The 17,889-nt window shown below is 63.8% G+C and carries 17 protein-coding genes; 10 read left to right on the plus strand and 7 right to left on the minus strand.

Annotation, left to right across the window (positions count from 1 at the left end; genetic code table 11):
- Positions 1 to 6 precede the first annotated feature (6 nt).
- Positions 7 to 465 carry a type II secretion system major pseudopilin GspG gene (gene gspG / locus CAG41_RS18270; RefSeq protein WP_085582242.1) on the minus strand — a complete coding sequence of 153 codons (459 nt, stop codon included), beginning with the start codon at positions 463 to 465 and terminating at the stop codon, positions 7 to 9.
- Positions 466 to 611: 146 nt separating this feature from the next.
- Here gspG and gspI point away from each other — a divergent pair, with 146 nt between their 5' ends.
- Positions 612 to 989, plus strand: coding sequence for a type II secretion system minor pseudopilin GspI (gene gspI / locus CAG41_RS18275; RefSeq protein ID WP_085707287.1), 378 nt, complete (start codon positions 612 to 614; stop codon positions 987 to 989).
- A gap of 44 nt (positions 990 to 1,033) precedes the next feature.
- On the opposite strand, the gene CAG41_RS18280 is transcribed toward gspI, so the two are convergent.
- Positions 1,034 to 1,465: a type II secretion system protein N gene (locus tag CAG41_RS18280; RefSeq protein ID WP_085582238.1), complete on the minus strand. Its 432-nt coding sequence runs from the start codon at positions 1,463 to 1,465 to the stop codon at positions 1,034 to 1,036.
- Between the two features lie 131 nt (positions 1,466 to 1,596).
- Between CAG41_RS18280 and gspH the strand changes: the two genes are divergently transcribed.
- Positions 1,597 to 2,049 carry a type II secretion system minor pseudopilin GspH gene (gene gspH, locus CAG41_RS18285; RefSeq protein WP_085633383.1) on the plus strand — a complete coding sequence of 151 codons (453 nt, stop codon included), beginning with the start codon at positions 1,597 to 1,599 and terminating at the stop codon, positions 2,047 to 2,049.
- The gene (locus CAG41_RS18290) at positions 2,046 to 2,654 is read left to right on the plus strand and encodes a prepilin-type N-terminal cleavage/methylation domain-containing protein (RefSeq protein WP_085582234.1); all 609 of its coding nucleotides are present in this window, start codon (positions 2,046 to 2,048) and stop codon (positions 2,652 to 2,654) included. Before gspH ends, CAG41_RS18290 begins: the two co-directional genes overlap by 4 nt.
- Before the next feature lie 498 nt (positions 2,655 to 3,152).
- Here CAG41_RS18290 and CAG41_RS18295 read toward each other — a convergent pair whose 3' ends face one another.
- The 3 genes from CAG41_RS18295 to CAG41_RS18305 are packed head-to-tail and all read right to left on the minus strand — an operon-like array spanning position 3,153 to position 5,408.
- On the minus strand, positions 3,153 to 4,091 hold the full coding sequence (locus CAG41_RS18295; RefSeq protein ID WP_085633379.1) for a DUF4880 domain-containing protein: 939 nt from the start codon (positions 4,089 to 4,091) through the stop codon (positions 3,153 to 3,155).
- A gap of 52 nt (positions 4,092 to 4,143) precedes the next feature.
- Positions 4,144 to 4,689, minus strand: coding sequence for an RNA polymerase sigma factor (locus CAG41_RS18300; RefSeq protein ID WP_085586901.1), 546 nt, complete (start codon positions 4,687 to 4,689; stop codon positions 4,144 to 4,146).
- Complete coding sequence (locus tag CAG41_RS18305; RefSeq protein ID WP_085586900.1) at positions 4,686 to 5,408, minus strand: secretin and TonB N-terminal domain-containing protein; 723 nt, start codon at positions 5,406 to 5,408, stop codon at positions 4,686 to 4,688. Before CAG41_RS18305 ends, CAG41_RS18300 begins: the two co-directional genes overlap by 4 nt.
- A gap of 149 nt (positions 5,409 to 5,557) precedes the next feature.
- On the opposite strand from CAG41_RS18305, the gene CAG41_RS18310 reads away from it, so the two are divergent.
- Positions 5,558 to 5,878 (plus strand): hypothetical protein, encoded by a 321-nt coding sequence (locus CAG41_RS18310; protein ID WP_085586899.1) that lies wholly within the window; start codon positions 5,558 to 5,560, stop codon positions 5,876 to 5,878.
- Between the two features lie 66 nt (positions 5,879 to 5,944).
- Here CAG41_RS18310 and CAG41_RS18315 read toward each other — a convergent pair whose 3' ends face one another.
- Positions 5,945 to 6,385, minus strand: a complete 441-nt coding sequence (locus CAG41_RS18315; RefSeq protein ID WP_085586898.1) for a carboxymuconolactone decarboxylase family protein — start codon at positions 6,383 to 6,385, stop codon at positions 5,945 to 5,947.
- A gap of 318 nt (positions 6,386 to 6,703) precedes the next feature.
- Here CAG41_RS18315 and CAG41_RS18320 point away from each other — a divergent pair, with 318 nt between their 5' ends.
- From CAG41_RS18320 to CAG41_RS18335, 4 genes are all read left to right on the plus strand, one after another.
- Positions 6,704 to 8,137 (plus strand): PLP-dependent aminotransferase family protein, encoded by a 1,434-nt coding sequence (locus tag CAG41_RS18320; protein WP_085586897.1) that lies wholly within the window; start codon positions 6,704 to 6,706, stop codon positions 8,135 to 8,137.
- Between the two features lie 122 nt (positions 8,138 to 8,259).
- Positions 8,260 to 8,553: a putative quinol monooxygenase gene (locus CAG41_RS18325; protein WP_085586896.1), complete on the plus strand. Its 294-nt coding sequence runs from the start codon at positions 8,260 to 8,262 to the stop codon at positions 8,551 to 8,553.
- A gap of 190 nt (positions 8,554 to 8,743) precedes the next feature.
- On the plus strand, positions 8,744 to 9,151 hold the full coding sequence (locus CAG41_RS18330; RefSeq protein ID WP_085586895.1) for a cupin domain-containing protein: 408 nt from the start codon (positions 8,744 to 8,746) through the stop codon (positions 9,149 to 9,151).
- 230 nt (positions 9,152 to 9,381) lie between these two features.
- On the plus strand, positions 9,382 to 10,095 hold the full coding sequence (locus CAG41_RS18335) for an ATPase (protein ID WP_085633377.1): 714 nt from the start codon (positions 9,382 to 9,384) through the stop codon (positions 10,093 to 10,095).
- A 170-nt stretch (positions 10,096 to 10,265) separates the two neighbouring features.
- Here CAG41_RS18335 and CAG41_RS18340 read toward each other — a convergent pair whose 3' ends face one another.
- A complete protein-coding gene (locus CAG41_RS18340) occupies positions 10,266 to 15,158 on the minus strand; it encodes an NAD-glutamate dehydrogenase (protein WP_085586893.1) in 4,893 nt (1,630 codons plus the stop codon).
- Positions 15,159 to 15,878: 720 nt separating this feature from the next.
- Between CAG41_RS18340 and CAG41_RS18345 the strand changes: the two genes are divergently transcribed.
- Positions 15,879 to 17,051 carry a colicin-like pore-forming protein gene (locus tag CAG41_RS18345; protein WP_139834980.1) on the plus strand — a complete coding sequence of 391 codons (1,173 nt, stop codon included), beginning with the start codon at positions 15,879 to 15,881 and terminating at the stop codon, positions 17,049 to 17,051.
- Between the two features lie 88 nt (positions 17,052 to 17,139).
- Complete coding sequence (locus CAG41_RS18350; protein WP_085633373.1) at positions 17,140 to 17,697, plus strand: hypothetical protein; 558 nt, start codon at positions 17,140 to 17,142, stop codon at positions 17,695 to 17,697.
- The last annotated feature ends 192 nt before the right edge of the window (positions 17,698 to 17,889 follow it).

Below are 17,889 nucleotides of genomic sequence, written 5' to 3' on the forward strand. Positions count from 1 at the left end.
CCGGCCCTACAGTTGCCAGGAGCCGATGTCGGCGTTCACGCCCTCGCCGTCCGGCTGGCCGTCGGCGCCGAGGGAGAAGATGTCGATCTCGCCGTTGGCGCCGGGGTTGAGGTACTGGTACGGGCGGCCCCACGGGTCGTTGGGCAGGCGCTCCAGGTACGAGCGCCAATTGCTGTTCTTGGCGTCGGCGGGACGCTCCACCAGCACCTTCAAGCCCTGGTTCATGGTCGGGTAGCTGCCGTGGTCGAGCCGGTACAGCTTGAGGGCCTGCATCAGCCCGCCGATGTCCTGCTTCGCCGCCGTGGCCCGGGCCTGATCCGGCCGGTCCAACACCTTGGGCACCACCATCGCCGCCAGAATCCCGAGGATCACCACCACGACCATGATCTCGATCAGGGTGAAGCCCTGCTGCCGGCGAGGCATCCGTGGCGGTTGTTGAGGCTGTTTGCGCTGCGCGATATCCATCTCGTCATTCCCTGGCTAGATTCGATTCGACGCGCAGTGTTGCAAGAAGATATGTCAGAGATGTTGTGAATCCTCGGGAGTTTCGGTCTTCAAGCGGTCAAGCGCGGGGGTTAGCGTCAAGGGCTGCCCGACCGCCCGAGAACCCGATGCGCGCCCCTTCCAAAGAAGCCGGATTCACCCTGATCGAAGTGCTGGTGGCCCTGGCGATCATCGCCGTGGCCATGTCCGCCGCCGTGCGCGTGGCGGGGCTGATGACGCAGAGCAGCGGCCTGCTGCGCGACCGTTCGGTGGCGATGCTGGCGGCCCAGGGGCGCATGGCCGAGCTGCAACTGGAGGGGCGGTTGCCGATGGGGATGAAAGCCGTGGAGTGCGACCAGGGGCGTCTGCCGTTGCGCTGCGAGCAAATGATCGGCAGCGCCGAGAACGGGCGGCTGCTGAAGGTCGGCGTGCAGGTGTTCGACCGTAGCCGGGAGGCGCCGCCGCTGGCGCGGGTCGAGACACTCCTGAGCCATCCGCAACCCTGATCCTGCCTAGTAAAGACGAGTCGCCCTCACCAGAGGGTTGTTCTTCAGGGACGGGTCAGCCGAGGCAGATCCGGGCCTTGCGGCAGTTTGTCCACGGCCAGCCGCTGCGGCTCGCCGCCCTGCTCGATCACCACCGCATCGCCTTCCACCGCCAGCAGTTTCACCCCGGCACTGATACGCTCGCCTTGCAGGAAGCTCTGCGGCGGCCCGTCGTTGAGGCTGAGGATCGCCACCGCACCGCGGCTGCCGGCCATCACGCCGCTGACCTTGATCTGCACCGGCGCCGTGCGGTCGGCAAACCATTGCAGCGCCGGGCTGTCGCTGCGGGCGGCGAGCAGTTGCGGGGCGGCGGCCGGGGTGTGCGATTCGGCGGGCGTCAGCAGCAGCGACGACCACGTCGCGACGCCCACCAGCGCCGCCAGCAGCGCCAGGGCCTGTGCCATCTGCGGCGGGGAAACGCGTGCGGTGAAGTTCATGGGTTCAATCTCCTTTCAATCCCGACCGTCAGACTACCCGGCAATTCTCACGGTTTTATTTCACACGCCTTACATGTTGGCCGGGCACGATGGCGTTTCAGGACAGGTCGACGCAAAGGAGTGCGCAGGGAATGAACCGGTTCAAGCAACAAGGCTTCACCCTGATCGAGCTGATGGTGGTGCTGGTGATCATCGGCATCGCCAGCGCGGCGATCAGCCTGAGCATCCGCCCCGACCCGCTGCAACTGCTGCGCAAGGACGCCGAGCGCGTGGCGCAGTTGCTCCAGGTGGCCCAAGCCGAGGCCCGCGCCGACGGCCGGCCGATCGCCTGGCTGAGCGACGCCAAGGGCTTCCGCTTCAGCCGGCGCAGCGACAGCGGCCAGGGGTTCGACCATTTCGAGCGGGATGCGCAACTGCGCCCGCGCCCTTGGCAGAGCCCGAAGCTCGATGTGCGGGTGGAACCGAAGCAGAAAGTGGTGCTCAACGCCGAATGGATCAACCCGCCGCTGCAATTGACCCTGTCCGACGGGCTCAACCGCCTGAGCGTGATGCGCGATGCCGCCGGCCGGATCAGCGTGCAATGAAGCGCCAACAGGGTTTCACCCTGATCGAAGTGATGGTGGCGATCCTGCTGATGGCGGTGGTCAGTCTGATTGCCTGGAAGGGGCTGGACAGTGTCACGCGCGCAGACAGCCATTTGCAGGCCAGTGGTGAGCAGAACGACAGCCTGCTGCGGGCGTTGAACCAGTTGCAGCGCGACGTTGAGCTGCGTGCCGGAATCGAGCTCAGCGAACCGAAACGTGCCGGCGAAGACGACGAACCCGACACCGCCCCGCCCGCCCTCACCGTGCGCGGCAGCGACAGCCAAGGCTTTCGGCTGGACATCATCCGCACCGCCGCCGACCGGCCCGGCGCCCTGCAACGGGTGCGCTGGTGGCTCAAGGGCGACACCCTGTACCGCGCCGCCGCCCCGGCCCGCAGCCGCTATCCGCTGCCGGCGCCGACCTCTGGGGTGGCGGTGCTCACGGATGTCAGCGAAGCGCAGGTGCGGGTCTGGGATCCGGACAAGGGCTGGCGCCCACTGAGCGGCAACCGCAAGGAAGATCCGCCGGGCCTGGAACTGCGCCTGACCCGCCAGACCCCGCAAGGCCCCGAACGCTACCGCCAGGTCATCGGCCCGCTGCTGTGATCGCCCTGATCCTGCGGTGCCTCGACCGGCGCCATCGCCAGCAGGCTGGCTCCCACAGGGGATCCAAGTTGATGGCAGATTTCCGTGCCTACCACAGTATCCTCGGTGTCCGCAAAATCCAGGTACACCACAAAAACCTGTGGGAGCTGGCTTGCCAGCGATGAGGCCGGCACTGCCGACATCTCTGTTGCCTGACACACCGCCATCGCGGGCAAGTCGAGTCGTCGCACCGCAGCTCCCACAGGTATCTCAAGCGCCCGCAAAATCCAGGCACACCACAAAAACCCGTAGGAGCTTGCCTGCAAGCGATGAGGCCGGCATTGCTGGCATCTCTGTTGACTGAACCACCGCCATCGCTGGCAAGTCGAGTCGTCGCACCGCAACTCCCACAGGTATCTCAGGTGCCCGCAAAATCCAGGCACACCACAAAATCCTGTAGGAGCTTGCCTGCAAGCGATGAGGCCGGCACTGCTGGCATCTAAACCGCCAGCCATGCCGTCAGCTGAAAACGACGACCCCGCCCGGCAGTTCGGTGCATTTGACGCCATAGGCGTCGCGGATCAGCAAGGCGACGCCGGCCAGTTGGTCAAGGCTGAAGCGGGCCTGCACCCGGCGCTGGCCCAGTTCGCGGTTGAGCAGCACCAGCATGCCGGGGCGGTAGCGGTTGATCTCGTCGATCATCTGGCTCAGGGTCGCGCCGTTGAACACCAGCACCTGGTGCCGCCAGTTCATCACCGCGGCGGTGTCGACGCTCTGCACGCTGCCCACCTGCTGCGCGTCCCAGGTCAGTTGCTGGCCCGGCTCCAGGCGCACGCTGCGGCCTTGCAGGTCCACCTCCAGCGCACCGTCGAGGCACGTCACGCACACCTGCCGGTCGAGGTTGCGCAGGTTGAACCGCGCCTGGCTGGTCCGCAGCCAGCCGCTGCCCGCCTGCACCGCCAACGGCCGGCGCGCGGTCTGCACCTCGACTTCGCCGCTGAGCAGTTCGAAGCCTTGCGCGCCGCCTTCCACGGCGCGCTGGTTGATGCGGGTCTGGGTGTTGAGCTCCAGGGTCAGGCCGTCGGCCGGTTCGAAGCGGCGCTGCTCGCCGACCTCGGTGATGTAGTCGGCGCCAAGGCCCGAGAAACCGCCGGGCACCGTGCCGCGCACCAGCAGGAACGCCGCCGACGCCGCAATGGCGCCGCCCAGGAACGCCCGTCGGCCGAAGCGCCGGGGAGCCCGCAGGCCCTCGGCCGCCGGTTGCAGCAGGTGCCACAGGGTCTTGCAGTCCTCGAAGGCGCGGGCGTGTTCGGGGCTTTGCGCGCACCACTGGCGCAGGGCCCGGGCATCGGCGACCGTGGCCCGGCCCGAGGTCAGCAGGATCAGCCAGTCGCGGGCTTCGCTCTGCAGACGTTCACAGGCCTTGGGCGCGGCAGGTGTCAGACGGAGGATGTTCAAACGCACAGTTACTCGACGGGTTGATCGGGACGCCCGGATCGGCGCTCTACTTTCAAGACGGTTTTCCGGCCCCGCGACCGAACCGCTGAAACACTTTTCTTTCCAGTTTCGCCGCGCAGTGCCCCAGCGCAGCCTTGATTTCCTTCTCGACCATGCGCGTGGAGATGCCGAAGCGCTGGGAAATCTCCAGGTGCGGCGCCTCTTCCAGGCGGGCGGCGATGAAGATCCGCCGGCGCCGCGCCGGCAGCTCATACAGGGCGCTGAGCAGCGACTGGATCTCCTTCTGCCCGCCCACCACCCGCGCCGGGTCGAGGGCTTCGTCGCTGATCTGCAGCAGTTCCTCGACCTCGCTGCCGGTGAGCAGCCGGGCGTCGGCCTGGCGGCGGTCGGCGGCGATGTTCAGCGCCATGCGGTACAGGTAGGCGTTGGGCCGCAGGAGATCCGGCGGAGGCTCCATGCGGTCCACCCGCAGGTAGGTCTCGTGCAGCACGTCGTTGGCCAGGTCCTCGGAGCCGAGACGACGGCGCAGGCGCACCCGGAAGTCGTCGTAGGACGTCAGGAACAGCTGGAGCATCGAACCTTGTCCGGCGTCTTTCATCCCCCGGAAACTCCTTCCCATCTGGTGCAGTCCATGCGTTTCCCTGTGTTTTTCTTGTCCATGGTTTCCGGCAACAGCAGCAGCGTCACCGGCTGACGCAAAGCCCCGGGCGTCGGGCGCTCGATGCTCAAGCGTTGAAAACTGTCCACCAGCGCCGCGTCCCGCCGGCCATCGCCGGTGGAGGTCAGCAGCCGATGGTGCTGCACCACCCCGTCGCGGCCGATCCACAACTGCAGCACCGCGCGGTAACTGCCCGGACGGGTGAGCGGCGAACGGCACAGCGTGCGTTCGATGGCCGCCTGCACCGCCGTCGCATAGCTGCGGTTGACCGCGCTGGGCGCCGCCGTTGCGTGCTGGGCCGGCCCTTGCGTCTCTTCGACCTGCGCCACCTGCAAGGTGAACGCATCGGCGCGGGCGTACTTGGCCATCAGGCCGCTGCCGCCGAGCATGCGGCGCAAGGCGTCGGCCGCGGTGAACTCACCGTCCACCGCCGACGAACGCCGGCCCCGGCTCAACTGGCTGTCGACCAGCACCGCCATGCCCGTGGCCCGACTGAACCGGTCCAGGGCCGACGCCAGGTCCTGGGCCGGGATGTGCAGCGTCATGCGCAACGGTTCGGCCTTCGCCCCCAGCGCCAAGAGGCCCAGCAACAGGCCCAGACAGGCCTGGCGCAAAGGCGCTGAACGCACAAAACCGCCCTTGGCATGGCCTCGCTGCACGGCTGACGCACCCCTGAAAACCGTCATCCTGAGGGCTGTTTATGAATCTGGTGTGACGGACGGTGCAAAAAAACCATCACGGGATCGCCGACGGCCTTGCAGTAGACTCAAGCACCAGAGCGGCCCGTCGGGCCGGCCAGGAGGCCTGCATGAAATCACTGAGCAACATCGTTCTGGGCGGCGCGGTGCTGATCGCCTGCGCCATGGCGCACGCCGAACAGCCGACGGGGTGCATCGACGTAACGGTCGGCGGCTACAAGGCGCCGAACTACGATTGCCTGAGCCAGCAGATGGGCAACAATCCCGAAGGCGCCAAGGCGGCGCAAAAGAACCGCGAGGCGATGAACGTGCCCGTCGACAAGCGACCGCCGAACCAGGTGGGCCTGGCGACGCCGGCCGCCACCGCCACGCGGATGGGCAACGCCTTCGGCCACTCGGTCAAGCCGCAGCGGCCGCCGGCCGGTCAATGAGCCCAGAGCCCGAGGCGAGGGCGCTGGCTCGCGCGTGCGTGCGCAGCAGCCCTGCGCGCGCTCGGATCACTCGCTGGGCTCCTGGCGGAAACTCACCGCCAGCCGGTTCCAACTGCTGATGGTGCTGATGGCCATGGTCAGATCCACCAGCTCGCCTTCCGCGAACTGCTCCCGCGCTTCCTGGAAGACAGCATCTGTGACCTTGCCTTCGGACAGCAGCGTCACCGCTTCGGTCCAGGCCAGCGCCGCCCGCTCGCGCAGGCTGAAAAAGCCGCTGTCGCGCCACACCGCTACCGCGTACAGGCGCCGCTCGCTCTCCCCGGCCCGTCGGGCCTCCACCGAGTGCAGGTCGGTGCAGAACGCACAGCCGTTGAGCTGCGAGGCGCGGATCTTGATCAGGTGCAGCAGCGGCGGCTCGATGCTCAGGCTGCCGGTCAGCGCCTCCAGGGCGATCATCGCTTTCATCGCCTTGGGCGAGGCGCTGTAGTAATCCAGGCGCGGGGACATGGGCGGGTCTCGGGCAGCAGAAGAGTGATTTCACGGTAAGCGCTGGTGCGCCAGGGTTACAGCCCCAATTCCACGGAAAACTGGCAGACCACTGAACCCGGGCACACACTGACTCTGTGGGAGCTGGCTTGCCAGCGATGGCGGTATACCTGCTGACACTGATGCTGGATCCGAAGGCCCCATCGCTGGCAAGCCAGCTCCCACAGGGTTCTGCACCAATTTCGGGGATTTGCGATACGCAACTTCTGCCCCGCGTGCATTCGGAAGTAATCTGGCGGGCGCACAATCCGCCTCATTCGCCCCAGGAGCCCCGTCGGTATGGAACTTCATGTCGTGATCAACGGCCGCAAGGATCTGGCCGGCCAGTTGTACCAGCAACTGCGCGGCGCCATCGAGTCCGGGCGGCTGGCCGCCGGCACGCAGTTGCCCCCCAGCCGCCTGCTGGCCGAGCAGTTGGGGATTTCGCGCAAGACCATCTCCGACACCTATGCGCAGCTGACCTACGAAAACTTCCTCACCGGCGTGATCGGCAAAGGCACCTACGTCAACGCCCGTCCCGCCGCCGTGCAGCGCAAGCAAAGCGCTGCGGAACTGGCCGGCGCCGAGGTCGTCGAGCGATGGCGCAATCTGCCGGTGTTCCTGCGCCACCCGACGCTGGAAGGCTCGCTGCGCTACGACTTCATCGGCGGCGCCACCGGCAAGGGCCAGTTTCCCCAGGACGACTGGCGCCGTTGCGTCGCCCACGCCATGCGGCAGATGGCGACCTCCAAGGGTTTCTACAGCCTGCCCGAGGGCTTGCCGGCGCTGCGCAACGCGATTGCCCGGCACATTGCGTTTTCCCGTGGGGTGAACTGCCAGGACGAAGACGTGGTGGTGTGCAACGGCGCCCAGCAGGCGCTCGACCTCATCGCCCGGGTGCTGCTGCAGCCCGGCAGCGTCGTGGCGATGGAAGACCCCGGCTATCCGCCCGCCCGTCTGCTGTTCGGCACCCACGGCGCCACGGTGGTCGGCGTGCCGGTGGATGCCGAGGGCATTCAGGTCGAGCACATTCCCGACGGCACCCGGCTGATCTACGTGACGCCGTCGCACCAGTTCCCGCTGGGCATGCCCATGAGCCAGGCCCGCCGCGAGGCGCTGCTGGAACGCGCCCACGCGCTGGGCGCCATCGTCATCGAGGACGACTACGACAGCGAATTCCGCTACGAAGGCCGGCCCACGGATTCGCTGCACAACCTCGACCGGCGCGGCCTCGTCGCCTATGTCGGCACCTTCTCCAAGACCCTGCTGCCGGAGCTGCGGATCGGCTATGCGATCCTGCCGCCGGCGATTCTTGAGGCGGTGATCCGCGCCAAGCAGCTCACCGACCTGCACGCCTCCACCCTGCCGCAATGGGCCCTGGCCAAGTTCATCGCCGAAGGCTGCCTGCTCAAGCACATCCGCCGCTGCCACACCGTCTACGCCCAGCGCCGGGAACGGATCCTGACGCGCATGGCCACCGACCTGTCGCCGTGGCTGGAGGCGGTGCCGCCCAGCGCCGGGTTCCACATGGCGGTGTTCTGCAAGGTGCCGCTGGACCTGCCGCTGATCATCGAGCTGGCGAAAAAGGTCGAGGTCGGGCTGTACGCGATCAACGGCTTCTACTATCAGCAAGCGCCCCGCGACGGCCTGTACTTCGGCTTCGGCGCCATCGAGACTCTGGACATCGATATCGCCCTGGACCGCCTGCGCGATCTCTTGCAGCAAGTGGCCTGAGGGATTGGTCTAACCGATTAACCGCCGATTGGTTATTGGTGATCCCGGGAGGCAGGCCTATCCTGCACAGGCCTTATCCCTCAATGGGCGGATGCGTCCGAACCGGTACAGGAGAGCGAGCCATGTCCAACCCCGTGATCAATACCGTCCAGGTGCAGGCCGCCGCCGGCCGCTCGGAAGAGCTGGGCAGGCAGTTGCAGAAGATCGTCGAGACCCTGCGTGAAACGCCCGGCTGCGACTCCTACATGGTCGACCGCTGCCCCGAGGACAGCCAGCGCTGGACGGTCAGTGCCCACTGGCAATCGGAAGCGGCCATGCAGGCGCACTTCAACCGCCCCGAGGCACAGGGCTTCATCGACCTGATCGACAGCCGGCTGGCCAACAGCGTGGACTTCAATTCCTTTCCCATCGTCTAGTCCTGCAGGGTCGCCACGGGTCTGTCTCTCTGCGGGATCGATTCGGCGAAACGCCCTCGCCACAGGGGCACGTGCCCGACAGGTTTCAGGCGGCGATTGGTCTCCCGATCTTCCCGAACATTGGCCGTTTGATCGAACCGCCGCGCGAACTACTGTGATCACCGACACCCACATTCCACAGGTGATGCCCATGAAAGCCCTGCACGTGTTTACCGCCCTCGCCCTGCTCGCCGCCGGCCCGGCCTTTGCCCATGGCACGGACGAACCTTCCGAGAAGGTCACCGTCCTGCAGGATCAGATGCTCAAGAACGCCCCCGGCAAGAAAGCCCTGATGATCGAAGTCGACTACAAACCCGGTCAGTCGTCCATCGCCCACCGGCACGAGGGCACCGCGATGGCCTACGTGCTGGAAGGCGAGATCGTGTCCCAGGTCAAGGGCGAACAACCGGTCACCTACAAGAAGGGCCAGTACTGGTACGAACCGGCCGGCTCCGAACACCTGGTGTCGAAAAACGCCAGCAAGTCCAAGCCGGCGAAGTTGCTGGTGTTCATGGTATTGGCCCCGGACGAGAAAGTGCTGATCCCCCTGGAAAACTGATCGCTGTCGCGCCAGCCATAAATAAAAAGGCTCAAATCGTCGATTTGAGCCTTTTTATTTCCCGGGGCAATTAATCATGGGCGTTTAAAGCGAACAAGACTATTGGTCACCCGGTAACTTCGCCGATTGGTCGTTTCAACTTTCCGGTGCGGGTTTAGTCTGGTTCAACTGCCGTTCAGTGCGGCAACTTTAAACTCTTCGAACCGAAGTTGTTTCACGGGAGAACCACCATGAAACTTGCGTTTGCCGCAACGTTGTCGATCTCGGTACTGGCCCTCTCCGCCTGCTCGGTGCCCACCGCGCCGCCCTCGGCATCCTCGCTCGACACGCTGTTCACCCACCCCGTGGGCCGCAGCGGCGCCACCCGGGTGCCCAGCGGCGCCGACGTGTCCCTCGGCATCGTCTACAGTCCGGGCACCCAGACCAACCGCCAATACCTGCGCGACTACCAGGCCAACGCCGGCACCGGCTTCGGCCAGAGCCTGCTGGTGCAGCCGATCCACGACGCCTACGTCGCCACTTCGAAACCGGACATGGCCGTGGACTGGATGACCGCTTCGCTCAAACGCCGCTTCGGCTCGGTGACCGTCTACCCGGACATGCAGAGCCTGCGGGCGGCCAAGCCCGACGTGACGGCGATCATCGAGACCCGCAGCCAACTGATCACCTCGCGCAGCTCCGACATCCGTACCGACGCCAGCGCGGACTTCTACGATGCGCAGTTCAACTACATCGGCACGGCCAAAGGCACCGATGCCAAGGCCTTGAGTCCGTTGTGGGCCGACTACAAGCGCACCGACGATATCGTGGCGGATATCCATGAACAGCAGGACGTTCAAGTGCGGGCGTTGCAGAAATTCGACCGGTCGCTCAGCAACTTGTTGGGCGGTGCGGCGGACAGTGTGTCGATGCTGGATACCCGGCAGGCTCAAAAGTTGTATTGATTTCGGTGGCCTCATCGCCAGCAGGCTGGCTCCCACAGGGATTCGCCTGCAACGCAAAACCCATGTGGGAGCCAGCCTGCTGGCGATGTGGCCCGATCAGGCGACACAAACCGCAGGCATGAAAAAGCCCCGCCTCTTGCGAGAGCGGGGCTTTCTCATTCAGCTACGGCTCAGGCCGGTTCCAGCTCGGCGTTGCGGGCCGAGGCGGCCGGTGCGACCGTCTGGCCGCTCAGCGCCACGTCCAGCAGTTCGCGGTTGGCCACCGCGTACATGGCGTAGTCGGTGCCGCTGGCGGCACGGATTTCCACCAGCATGGCGCGCCAGCGCTCGATCATCGCGTCGTGCTGTTCCATCCACAGCGCCAGGCGGGTTTCCACCTCCTGGGAGCCGTCGCCCTGTTGCAGGACGGAGATGGTGATCGCACGCTGCTGCCAGTCGACGTCGTCGCGGAACGCCTCGCGGGCCAGGGCCTGCCAGTTGTTCTCGACCGGCAAGGCGCTGATCTGCTGCATGTACCAGGTGATGTCCAGCGCGCTGCCTACGGCGAAGTAGGCCTTGGCCACGTCCGCCGGGTTCTGGCCGGTCACGTCGGAAGCCTCGATGATCGGCAGCAGGGTGTACAGGTGCGAGGTTCCCGCCACCATGCGCGCCAGCAGCTCCGGCACACCGGCCTCGACGTAGGCTTGGTAACGGGCCTGCCAGGTCTCGCGGATCTCGCCGCTGAGCAGTTCGTCGAGCTTGAGGCCCAACTCCTTCAGGTGCGGACCGAAATGCGCGACGTCACGGGCAGCGTTCTGCTCGTTGCGGCGGGCACGCAGGAACCAGCGGGTGGCGCGGCGCCCCAGGCGCATCAGCTCGTCCATCAGCTCCAGCTGCACTTCGGCAGGCACCTGGTAGTCCAGCGCTTCGATCTGACGGAACCAGTGTGGGAGGTGGAAGATGTCACGCACGATCACGTAGGCGCCGGCCACGTTCGCCGGGCTCATGCCGGTGGACTCCTTGAGCCGCTGAACGAAGGTGATGCCCATGTGGTTGACCAGGTCGTTGGCGATCTGGGTGCTGACGATCTCGCGCTTCAGGCGGTGACGGCGCATGGCTTCGGAGAACTTGCTGACCAGGGTCGGCGGGAACGCCGTTTCCATGTCGCGGGTCAGGTAGTCGTCATCCGGAACCAGCGAGTTGAGCAGCTGCTCCTTGAGGTCGATCTTGCTGTAGGAGATCAGCACCGACAGCTCCGGACGGGTCAGGCCATGGCCTTCGGCCACGCGCTCGGCCAGTTGCTCTTCGGTCGGCAGGAACTCGATGGCGCGGTCCAGCTTGCCGCGGCCTTCCAGGTCGCCCATCAGGCGCTTGTACTCGGCGATCCGCGCGTAGGCACGGCGGGCCGCCAGGGACAGGGCCTGGGTCTGCTTGTAGTTGTTGCCCAGCACCAGGCCGCCGACTTCGTCGGTCATGCTCGCCAACAACTGGTTGCGTTGCTTGTCGGTCATGTCGCCGGCCTGAACCACTTCGTTCAGCAGGATCTTGATGTTCACTTCGTGGTCGGAGCAGTCCACACCACCGGCGTTGTCGATGAAGTCGGTGTTGGAGCCGCCGCCGTTGAGGCCGAACTCGACACGGCCCAGTTGGGTCATGCCCAGGTTGCCGCCCTCGCCCACCACTTTGCAGCGCAGTTCGTTGCCGTTCACGCGCAGCGCATCGTTGGCCTTGTCGCCGACGTCGGCGTGGCTTTCGGTGCTGGCCTTGACGTAGGTGCCGATGCCGCCGTTCCACAGCAGATCCACCGGCGCCTTGAGCAAGGCGTTCAGCAGTTCGGTCGGGGTCAGCTTGTCGGCCTGGATGTCGAAGCGCTCTTTCATCTGCGGCGAGATGGCGATGCTCTTCGCGCTGCGCGAGAAGATGCCGCCGCCTTCGGACATGATGCTGGTGTCGTAGTCGGACCAGGCCGAACGCGGCAGGTCGAACATGCGCTGACGCTCGACGAAGCTGGTGGCAGGGTTCGGGTTCGGATCGATGAAGATGTGCATGTGGTTGAACGCGGCAACCAGCTGCAGCTTGTCGGACATCAACAGGCCGTTGCCGAACACGTCGCCGGCCATGTCGCCGATGCCGACCACGGTGACGCTGTCTTCCTGGACATTGATGCCGCGCTCGCGGAAGTGGCGCTGCACGCCGACCCACGCGCCCTTGGCGGTGATGCCCATCTTCTTGTGGTCGTAACCGGCCGAACCGCCGGAAGCGAACGCGTCGCCCAACCAGAAGCCGTAGTCGATGGCGATGCCGTTGGCGATGTCGGAGAAGGTCGCGGTGCCTTTGTCCGCCGCCACCACCAGGTACGGGTCATCGTCGTCATGGCGCACGACGTTGGCCGGCGGCACCAGTTTGCCGTCCTTCAGGTTGTCGGTGATGTCCAACAGGCCCGAGATGAAGATGCGGTAGCAGGCGATGCCCTCGGCCGCGATCTCGTCACGGCTGCCGCCCAGCGGCAGGCGACGCGGCAGGAAGCCGCCCTTGGCGCCCACCGGCACGATGACCGAGTTCTTCACTTGCTGGGCTTTCACAAGGCCCAGGACTTCGGTGCGGAAGTCTTCTTCACGGTCGGACCAGCGCAGGCCGCCACGCGCGACGTTGCCGAAGCGCAGGTGCACGCCTTCGACGCGCGGCGAGTAGACGAAGATTTCGAACTTCGGCACCGGCTTCGGCAGTTCAGGGATCAAGTGCGGGTTGAACTTGAAGCTGAAGTACGACTTGTTCTGGCCGTTGGCGTCGGTCTGGTAGAAGTTGGTGCGCAGGGTCGCTTTGATCAGGTCCAGGTAACGACGCAGGATGCGGTCTTCGTTGAGGACTTGAACGTCGTCCAGCGCGGTCAGGATCGCTTGCTCCAGACGCAGTTGCTTGTCGTCCAGATCATCGCTGCCCAGTTTGCGCGCCAGGTAGAAGCGGGTCTTGAACAACCGGGTCAGTTCGCGGGCGATGTCGGTGTGGTTGTTCAGGGTGCTGGCGATGTAGCCCAGGTCGAAGCCCAGACGGATCTGCTTCAGGTAGCGGGCGTAGGCACGCAGCAGCGCGACGTCGCGCCACGGCAGGCCGGCGGTCAGCACCAGGCGGTTGAACGCATCGTTTTCGGCGTCGCCGCGCACGATGTGGACGAACGCGTCCTGCAGGGTGTCATTGAGCTGCTGGATGTCCAGGTCCATGCCTTCGGCCGCGGTGAACGCGAAGTCGTGGATCCAGAACTCGCGGCCGTTGTTGTGGCGCAGGCGGTATGGGAACTCGCCCAGCACGCGCAGACCGAGGTTTTCCAGGATCGGCAGGACGTCGGACAGCGCCAGCGGGGTATCGGCGTGATACAGCTTGCAGTGCAGCTCGCGCGGGCCCGAGGCCAGCGGCTGGTAGAAGCTCATGGCCAGCGGCTTCTTCTCGCTCAGGTTGAGCAGGTGCTGCATGTCGACCACGGCCGAATGCGCCGCGAAACGCTCGCGGTAGCCGGCCGGGAAGCCTTTCGGGAAGTCCGCCAGCACGTTGGTGCCGTTGGCTTCGCCGAAGGTCTCGACCGTCAGCGCGGCGTAGTCGTCCTGCCAGCTGCGGCAGGCCTGGATGACTTCGTTCTCCAGTTGCAGCGGGTCGATGTCGATGCGGTTTTTCGGGTCGACGCGCAGGATCAGCTGCACGCGGGCCAGCACGGACTCGGAGAAGAACGTCCAGAACTCGCAGTCGGTGGCCTTCAGGCGCTCCATCAGCACGTGCTGGATCTTCTGGCGCACTTCGGTGGAATAGATGTCACGCGGCACGTAAGCCAGGCAGTAGCAGAAGCGGCCGTACGGATCCTTGCGCAGGAACACGCGGATCTTGTTGCGCTCCTGGATCTGCACGATCGACATCACGGTGCTGAACAGCTCGTCGACCGGGGTCTGGAACAGGTCGTCGCGCGGCAGCACTTCCAGCACCTGCGCCAGTTCCTTGCCCAGGTGGGCCTTGGACTGGAAGCCGGAGCGGCGCTCGATCTCCTCGACCTTGCGGCGGATGTACGGGATGGTGCGCACGCTTTCGCCGTACACCGAGGAGGTGTACAGGCCCATGAAGCGGCATTCCTTGATGACGTTGCCGTCGGCGTCGATCTCGCGGATCGACACGTAGTCCGGGTAGGCCGGACGGTGCACGCGGCTCGGGTGCGCGGCCTTGGCGAAGGTCAGCAGCTTGGGTTCGCGCAGGTAGTTGACGGCATAGTCTTCGATGCGCAGGTCGTCATAGGTCATGCCGGTGCGCAGCAGCTTGGTCAGGCCCAGGAACGAGGCCGGGTCGTACTCGATGTGGCCGCCGTCGGCCTGGTCGGTGACCACGAACTCTTCGTAGCCGAGGAAGGTGAAGTGGTTGCCCACCAGCCATTCCAGGAAACTCTTGATCTCGGTCTTCTCGTCGCCGTCGACGGCAAATGCGCTGGTGTCGAGCTTGGTGAGGATCTCCTGCACCTTGGCCTTCATCGGCTCGAAATCGGCGACCGCGACGCGGACCTCGCCCAGGACCTGTTCCAGTTCCTTGGTCAGCACATTCAGCTCGGCCGCGTTGGCGCAGCGGTCGATTTCCAGGTACATCAGCGACTCGTGCTGCACGCCTTCGCCGGTGGTGCCCTTTGGAAGGATCTCCAGCAGCTCGCCCTTGTCGCCGCGACGCACGCTCAGCACGGTGGTCTGCAGGGTGTGGATGCTGTAGCCGCGGCGGTTCAGCTCGGTGCGCACCGAGTCCACCAGGAACGGCAGGTCGTGGTGCAGCACTTCGACCGCGGTGTGGGTCGACTGCCAGCCGTGACGTTCGTAATCGGGGTTGTAGACGCGAACCTGCGGTTGCGCGTGGTCGAAGCGCTCAAGCAGGCGCCATGCGGAAAGCGTACAGCCAGCGAGGTCGGAGAGGCGACGCTGGGTCAGCTCGTCCAGGGAAATGATGCCGAAGAATTGTTCAGAGAACAGCGCCACTTGTGGCAGTGCCTGTTCACTGATGTGCTGCGCCAGTGCCGCTTGCAGTTGGTGCTGGAAGTCGGCTTTGCTGGCTGCGGTGAAGAACGCCATCTGTGGTACTCCGCTTGGGCTTGTTATTGATGGAAAGCGTCACATGCTGCATGGCCCCCTATCGGGCCGTTCCGTCTCCCTGTTCCTGATTCTCGGGCAGAGGAAACAGGGTGACAGGTGGGTGAAGCTGGACGAGACACTCAGGTCACATTCACCTTCCATTGGATGGGCATCTGCAAAAACGACTGCCGGGCGCCGGGTACGGGCCGTCGGCAATGCCTTTACGGGTGCCCATCCGTTGCGCAGCTTAATGGCTGCGACAATGTGCCTGCTTGCAGCGCTGCGACATATTCGGTCATCGGCACGTAAACGGCGGCCTGCGCACCGGACAACACTAGCAGGGGATGCGCGGCCCGGCCTGTCCGGCGTCATTTTTTGCCGCACGCCCGTGCCAAAAATGACTGCGCCGGCGCGATTCGTTCCCTCTGGGTGCTTCGTCCGGTTTCGGCCTGATTTCCCATGCCCTTCCCTGCCCGGCCGGCACCTGAAAAACCGATAAGAAACAACTTGTTAGTTGCAGATTATTCGGTCGCACAAATCTCAAAGAATTGCCCTACGTCATTAACAGAACACTTTCCTACAAGCCGGTTTGTTGGAAACAAAGGGCAATGTTATCAATGGAAAACCGGCAACCCATTTGTAAACAAACACGAAGCACGTTTTCGCGACGCACTTCGCTTGCCCGAAGGATCGGGCGTTCACCGCACAAGGAACAGGCACATGCCACAACTGGAAATACCCGGAATCATCACTTACGCCGACGGGACGTGGGAACTCATCAACTTGAACCCGGACAAGATCCGTGGCGACATCCGCAAGAACTACCCGCTGGGCAATCCGATGCACGGGTTCACCCTGGCCATCCAGAACGACTATCTGGCGCGCAAGCACAACCTTGAGCCCCACCTGCAAAACGAACTGAACGCCGTCGACGGCAACCATCCGCCCTTGCGCCACCACACACCGGACGAGTGGCTGGCGCGGACCGTCAACATCGTCAACGAACTGCTCTTTCGCAAGAACACCGAATACCAACAGCAGTTGAAGGCCACGCAGACGGCCAAGCAGCTCGGCAAGCTGCAGGCCACCTACAACGCGATGATCCTCAACGACCAGATCACCAGCCTGCAGAACCGCCAGTCGTCCCTGTACGCGGAAATCGCCCGCCGCCAGGCCGAAGCCCTGGCGCAGCAACAGGCGGCAGAGGCCGCACGCCGCGCGGAGGAAGCCCAGCGCCAGGCAGAGGAACACGCGAGGCAGGTCGCGGCGGAGCAGGCCCGGATCGCAGCCGAAGAACAGGCCAGGCAGATCGACGACTACAAGCGCGCCGTGGCCTTCGTCGCCGAAGCGAACACCTACATCCTGGAAAAATACGGCGAGAAGCTGCATCAGGTGGTGCTGGACCTGCAGAAGGACCTCTCCGGCAAGAAGATCCGCAGCTACGGCGAGGCCATGCAGACGTTCGAAAAGGTGCGCAACAACCCCCATGCCAGGCTCAGCCCGCAGGACACCCGCGCCGTTGTCGATGCCCTGAATGCGCTGGACAAAGCGACCTACGTGGACAACGTCAACCGGTTGGCCAAAGGGCTTGGCGTGACCGGCAAAATCGTGCAGGCACATTCGGTGATCGAGAAGACGGTCATTGGTTTTCGGGATGGGGATTGGAAGCCGTTGTTGCTGGAGTTTGAGAGCATCGCTCTCGGCATGGGGGCAGGGATGCTGGTGGCCATCGGCGCCGCGAAGTTACTCTCGGCTGCTGTTGCAAGCAGCGTTCTCGGCATCGTTGCGGTCGGCTTGCTGATTGCCTTGATAGCGTCAGTTCTTGATGCGAAAAACGTAGAAACAATCAACACCCTCATCCTCGAACAGTTCAACGCTGCGCCACAAGTATAACGACGCAAACCTGTTGGCCGGATGAGTCATAACGTCAATTCATTCCGGCCACACAACTTATAAATTGAGGCCTGCACGGAGATCACGCATGAAAACAATAGAGTTGAGAATACCCCTACCGGTGTTGATCATCGGTACATTTTGCGCCCCGATTTTCATCATCGGTTTCACGCTGCCTGCTTTTCCGCAGACCGATAATGACATTGCTCTCAATGAGTTCCTGGACGACCGGCTCTTCGGACTGGTTGGATTCTGGTCATCTCTCTTTCCCTTCAGTTCGAAGGCAGCTGCAAACTATGTGGCGACAACCGGCCCACTCATCTTCCTATATTCGATATACATGGCCATCACCGTAAAGGCCGACCCAAACGACAGCAAACCCTTGACATCTGCACAATACCTCGCCCTAGCAGCGGGAATGATACTTTTATTCATATTTCTTACATGGATATTTTATTTCAGACCAGATGATCTTGGAACACACAAAGGGAAATACGGAAACCTATTCGGCTCTTACACCTTCCTCTATTCATTCCATCAATCGCTCATCTCATTTCTGTATTTTTTCTTTCTTCCATTTTGCATACTCAAATCCATCTTCCGCACCCCTTTATTTAACCTGAGAAAATCATTAAAAAACTTATAAACCTGACAAAACCATCAACCTGCTTTACTTGACACTCAATGAGAACCCCATGCAAAAAAAAAAAAAAAAAAAAAAAAAAAGCCGACAATATCATTGGCTTTCCTTTTTGTAATCACAATTCCGATTCTCTTTTCCAACTTCATAGTCCCTCTCATATCCCACCCGCTACTTACTCCCCTCTAGCATTTCTTC

Source organism: Pseudomonas sp. B35(2017) (assembly GCF_002113645.1).
GTDB classification, from domain to species: domain Bacteria; phylum Pseudomonadota; class Gammaproteobacteria; order Pseudomonadales; family Pseudomonadaceae; genus Aquipseudomonas; species Aquipseudomonas ekonensis.

Bases quoted from the DNA above. Each gene is read 5' to 3' on its own strand.
- gspG (WP_085582242.1), bottom strand. From the start codon at position 465: ATGGATATCGCGCAGCGCAAACAGCCTCAACAACCGCCACGGATGCCT.
- gspI (WP_085707287.1), top strand. From the start codon at position 612: ATGCGCGCCCCTTCCAAAGAAGCCGGATTCACCCTGATCGAAGTGCTG.
- CAG41_RS18280 (WP_085582238.1), bottom strand. From the start codon at position 1,465: ATGAACTTCACCGCACGCGTTTCCCCGCCGCAGATGGCACAGGCCCTG.
- gspH (WP_085633383.1), top strand. From the start codon at position 1,597: ATGAACCGGTTCAAGCAACAAGGCTTCACCCTGATCGAGCTGATGGTG.
- CAG41_RS18290 (WP_085582234.1), top strand. From the start codon at position 2,046: ATGAAGCGCCAACAGGGTTTCACCCTGATCGAAGTGATGGTGGCGATC.
- CAG41_RS18300 (WP_085586901.1), bottom strand. From the start codon at position 4,689: ATGAAAGACGCCGGACAAGGTTCGATGCTCCAGCTGTTCCTGACGTCC.
- CAG41_RS18310 (WP_085586899.1), top strand. From the start codon at position 5,558: ATGAAATCACTGAGCAACATCGTTCTGGGCGGCGCGGTGCTGATCGCC.
- CAG41_RS18315 (WP_085586898.1), bottom strand. From the start codon at position 6,385: ATGTCCCCGCGCCTGGATTACTACAGCGCCTCGCCCAAGGCGATGAAA.
- CAG41_RS18320 (WP_085586897.1), top strand. From the start codon at position 6,704: ATGGAACTTCATGTCGTGATCAACGGCCGCAAGGATCTGGCCGGCCAG.
- CAG41_RS18325 (WP_085586896.1), top strand. From the start codon at position 8,260: ATGTCCAACCCCGTGATCAATACCGTCCAGGTGCAGGCCGCCGCCGGC.
- CAG41_RS18330 (WP_085586895.1), top strand. From the start codon at position 8,744: ATGAAAGCCCTGCACGTGTTTACCGCCCTCGCCCTGCTCGCCGCCGGC.
- CAG41_RS18335 (WP_085633377.1), top strand. From the start codon at position 9,382: ATGAAACTTGCGTTTGCCGCAACGTTGTCGATCTCGGTACTGGCCCTC.
- CAG41_RS18340 (WP_085586893.1), bottom strand. From the start codon at position 15,158: ATGGCGTTCTTCACCGCAGCCAGCAAAGCCGACTTCCAGCACCAACTG.
- CAG41_RS18345 (WP_139834980.1), top strand. From the start codon at position 15,879: ATGCCACAACTGGAAATACCCGGAATCATCACTTACGCCGACGGGACG.
- CAG41_RS18350 (WP_085633373.1), top strand. From the start codon at position 17,140: ATGAAAACAATAGAGTTGAGAATACCCCTACCGGTGTTGATCATCGGT.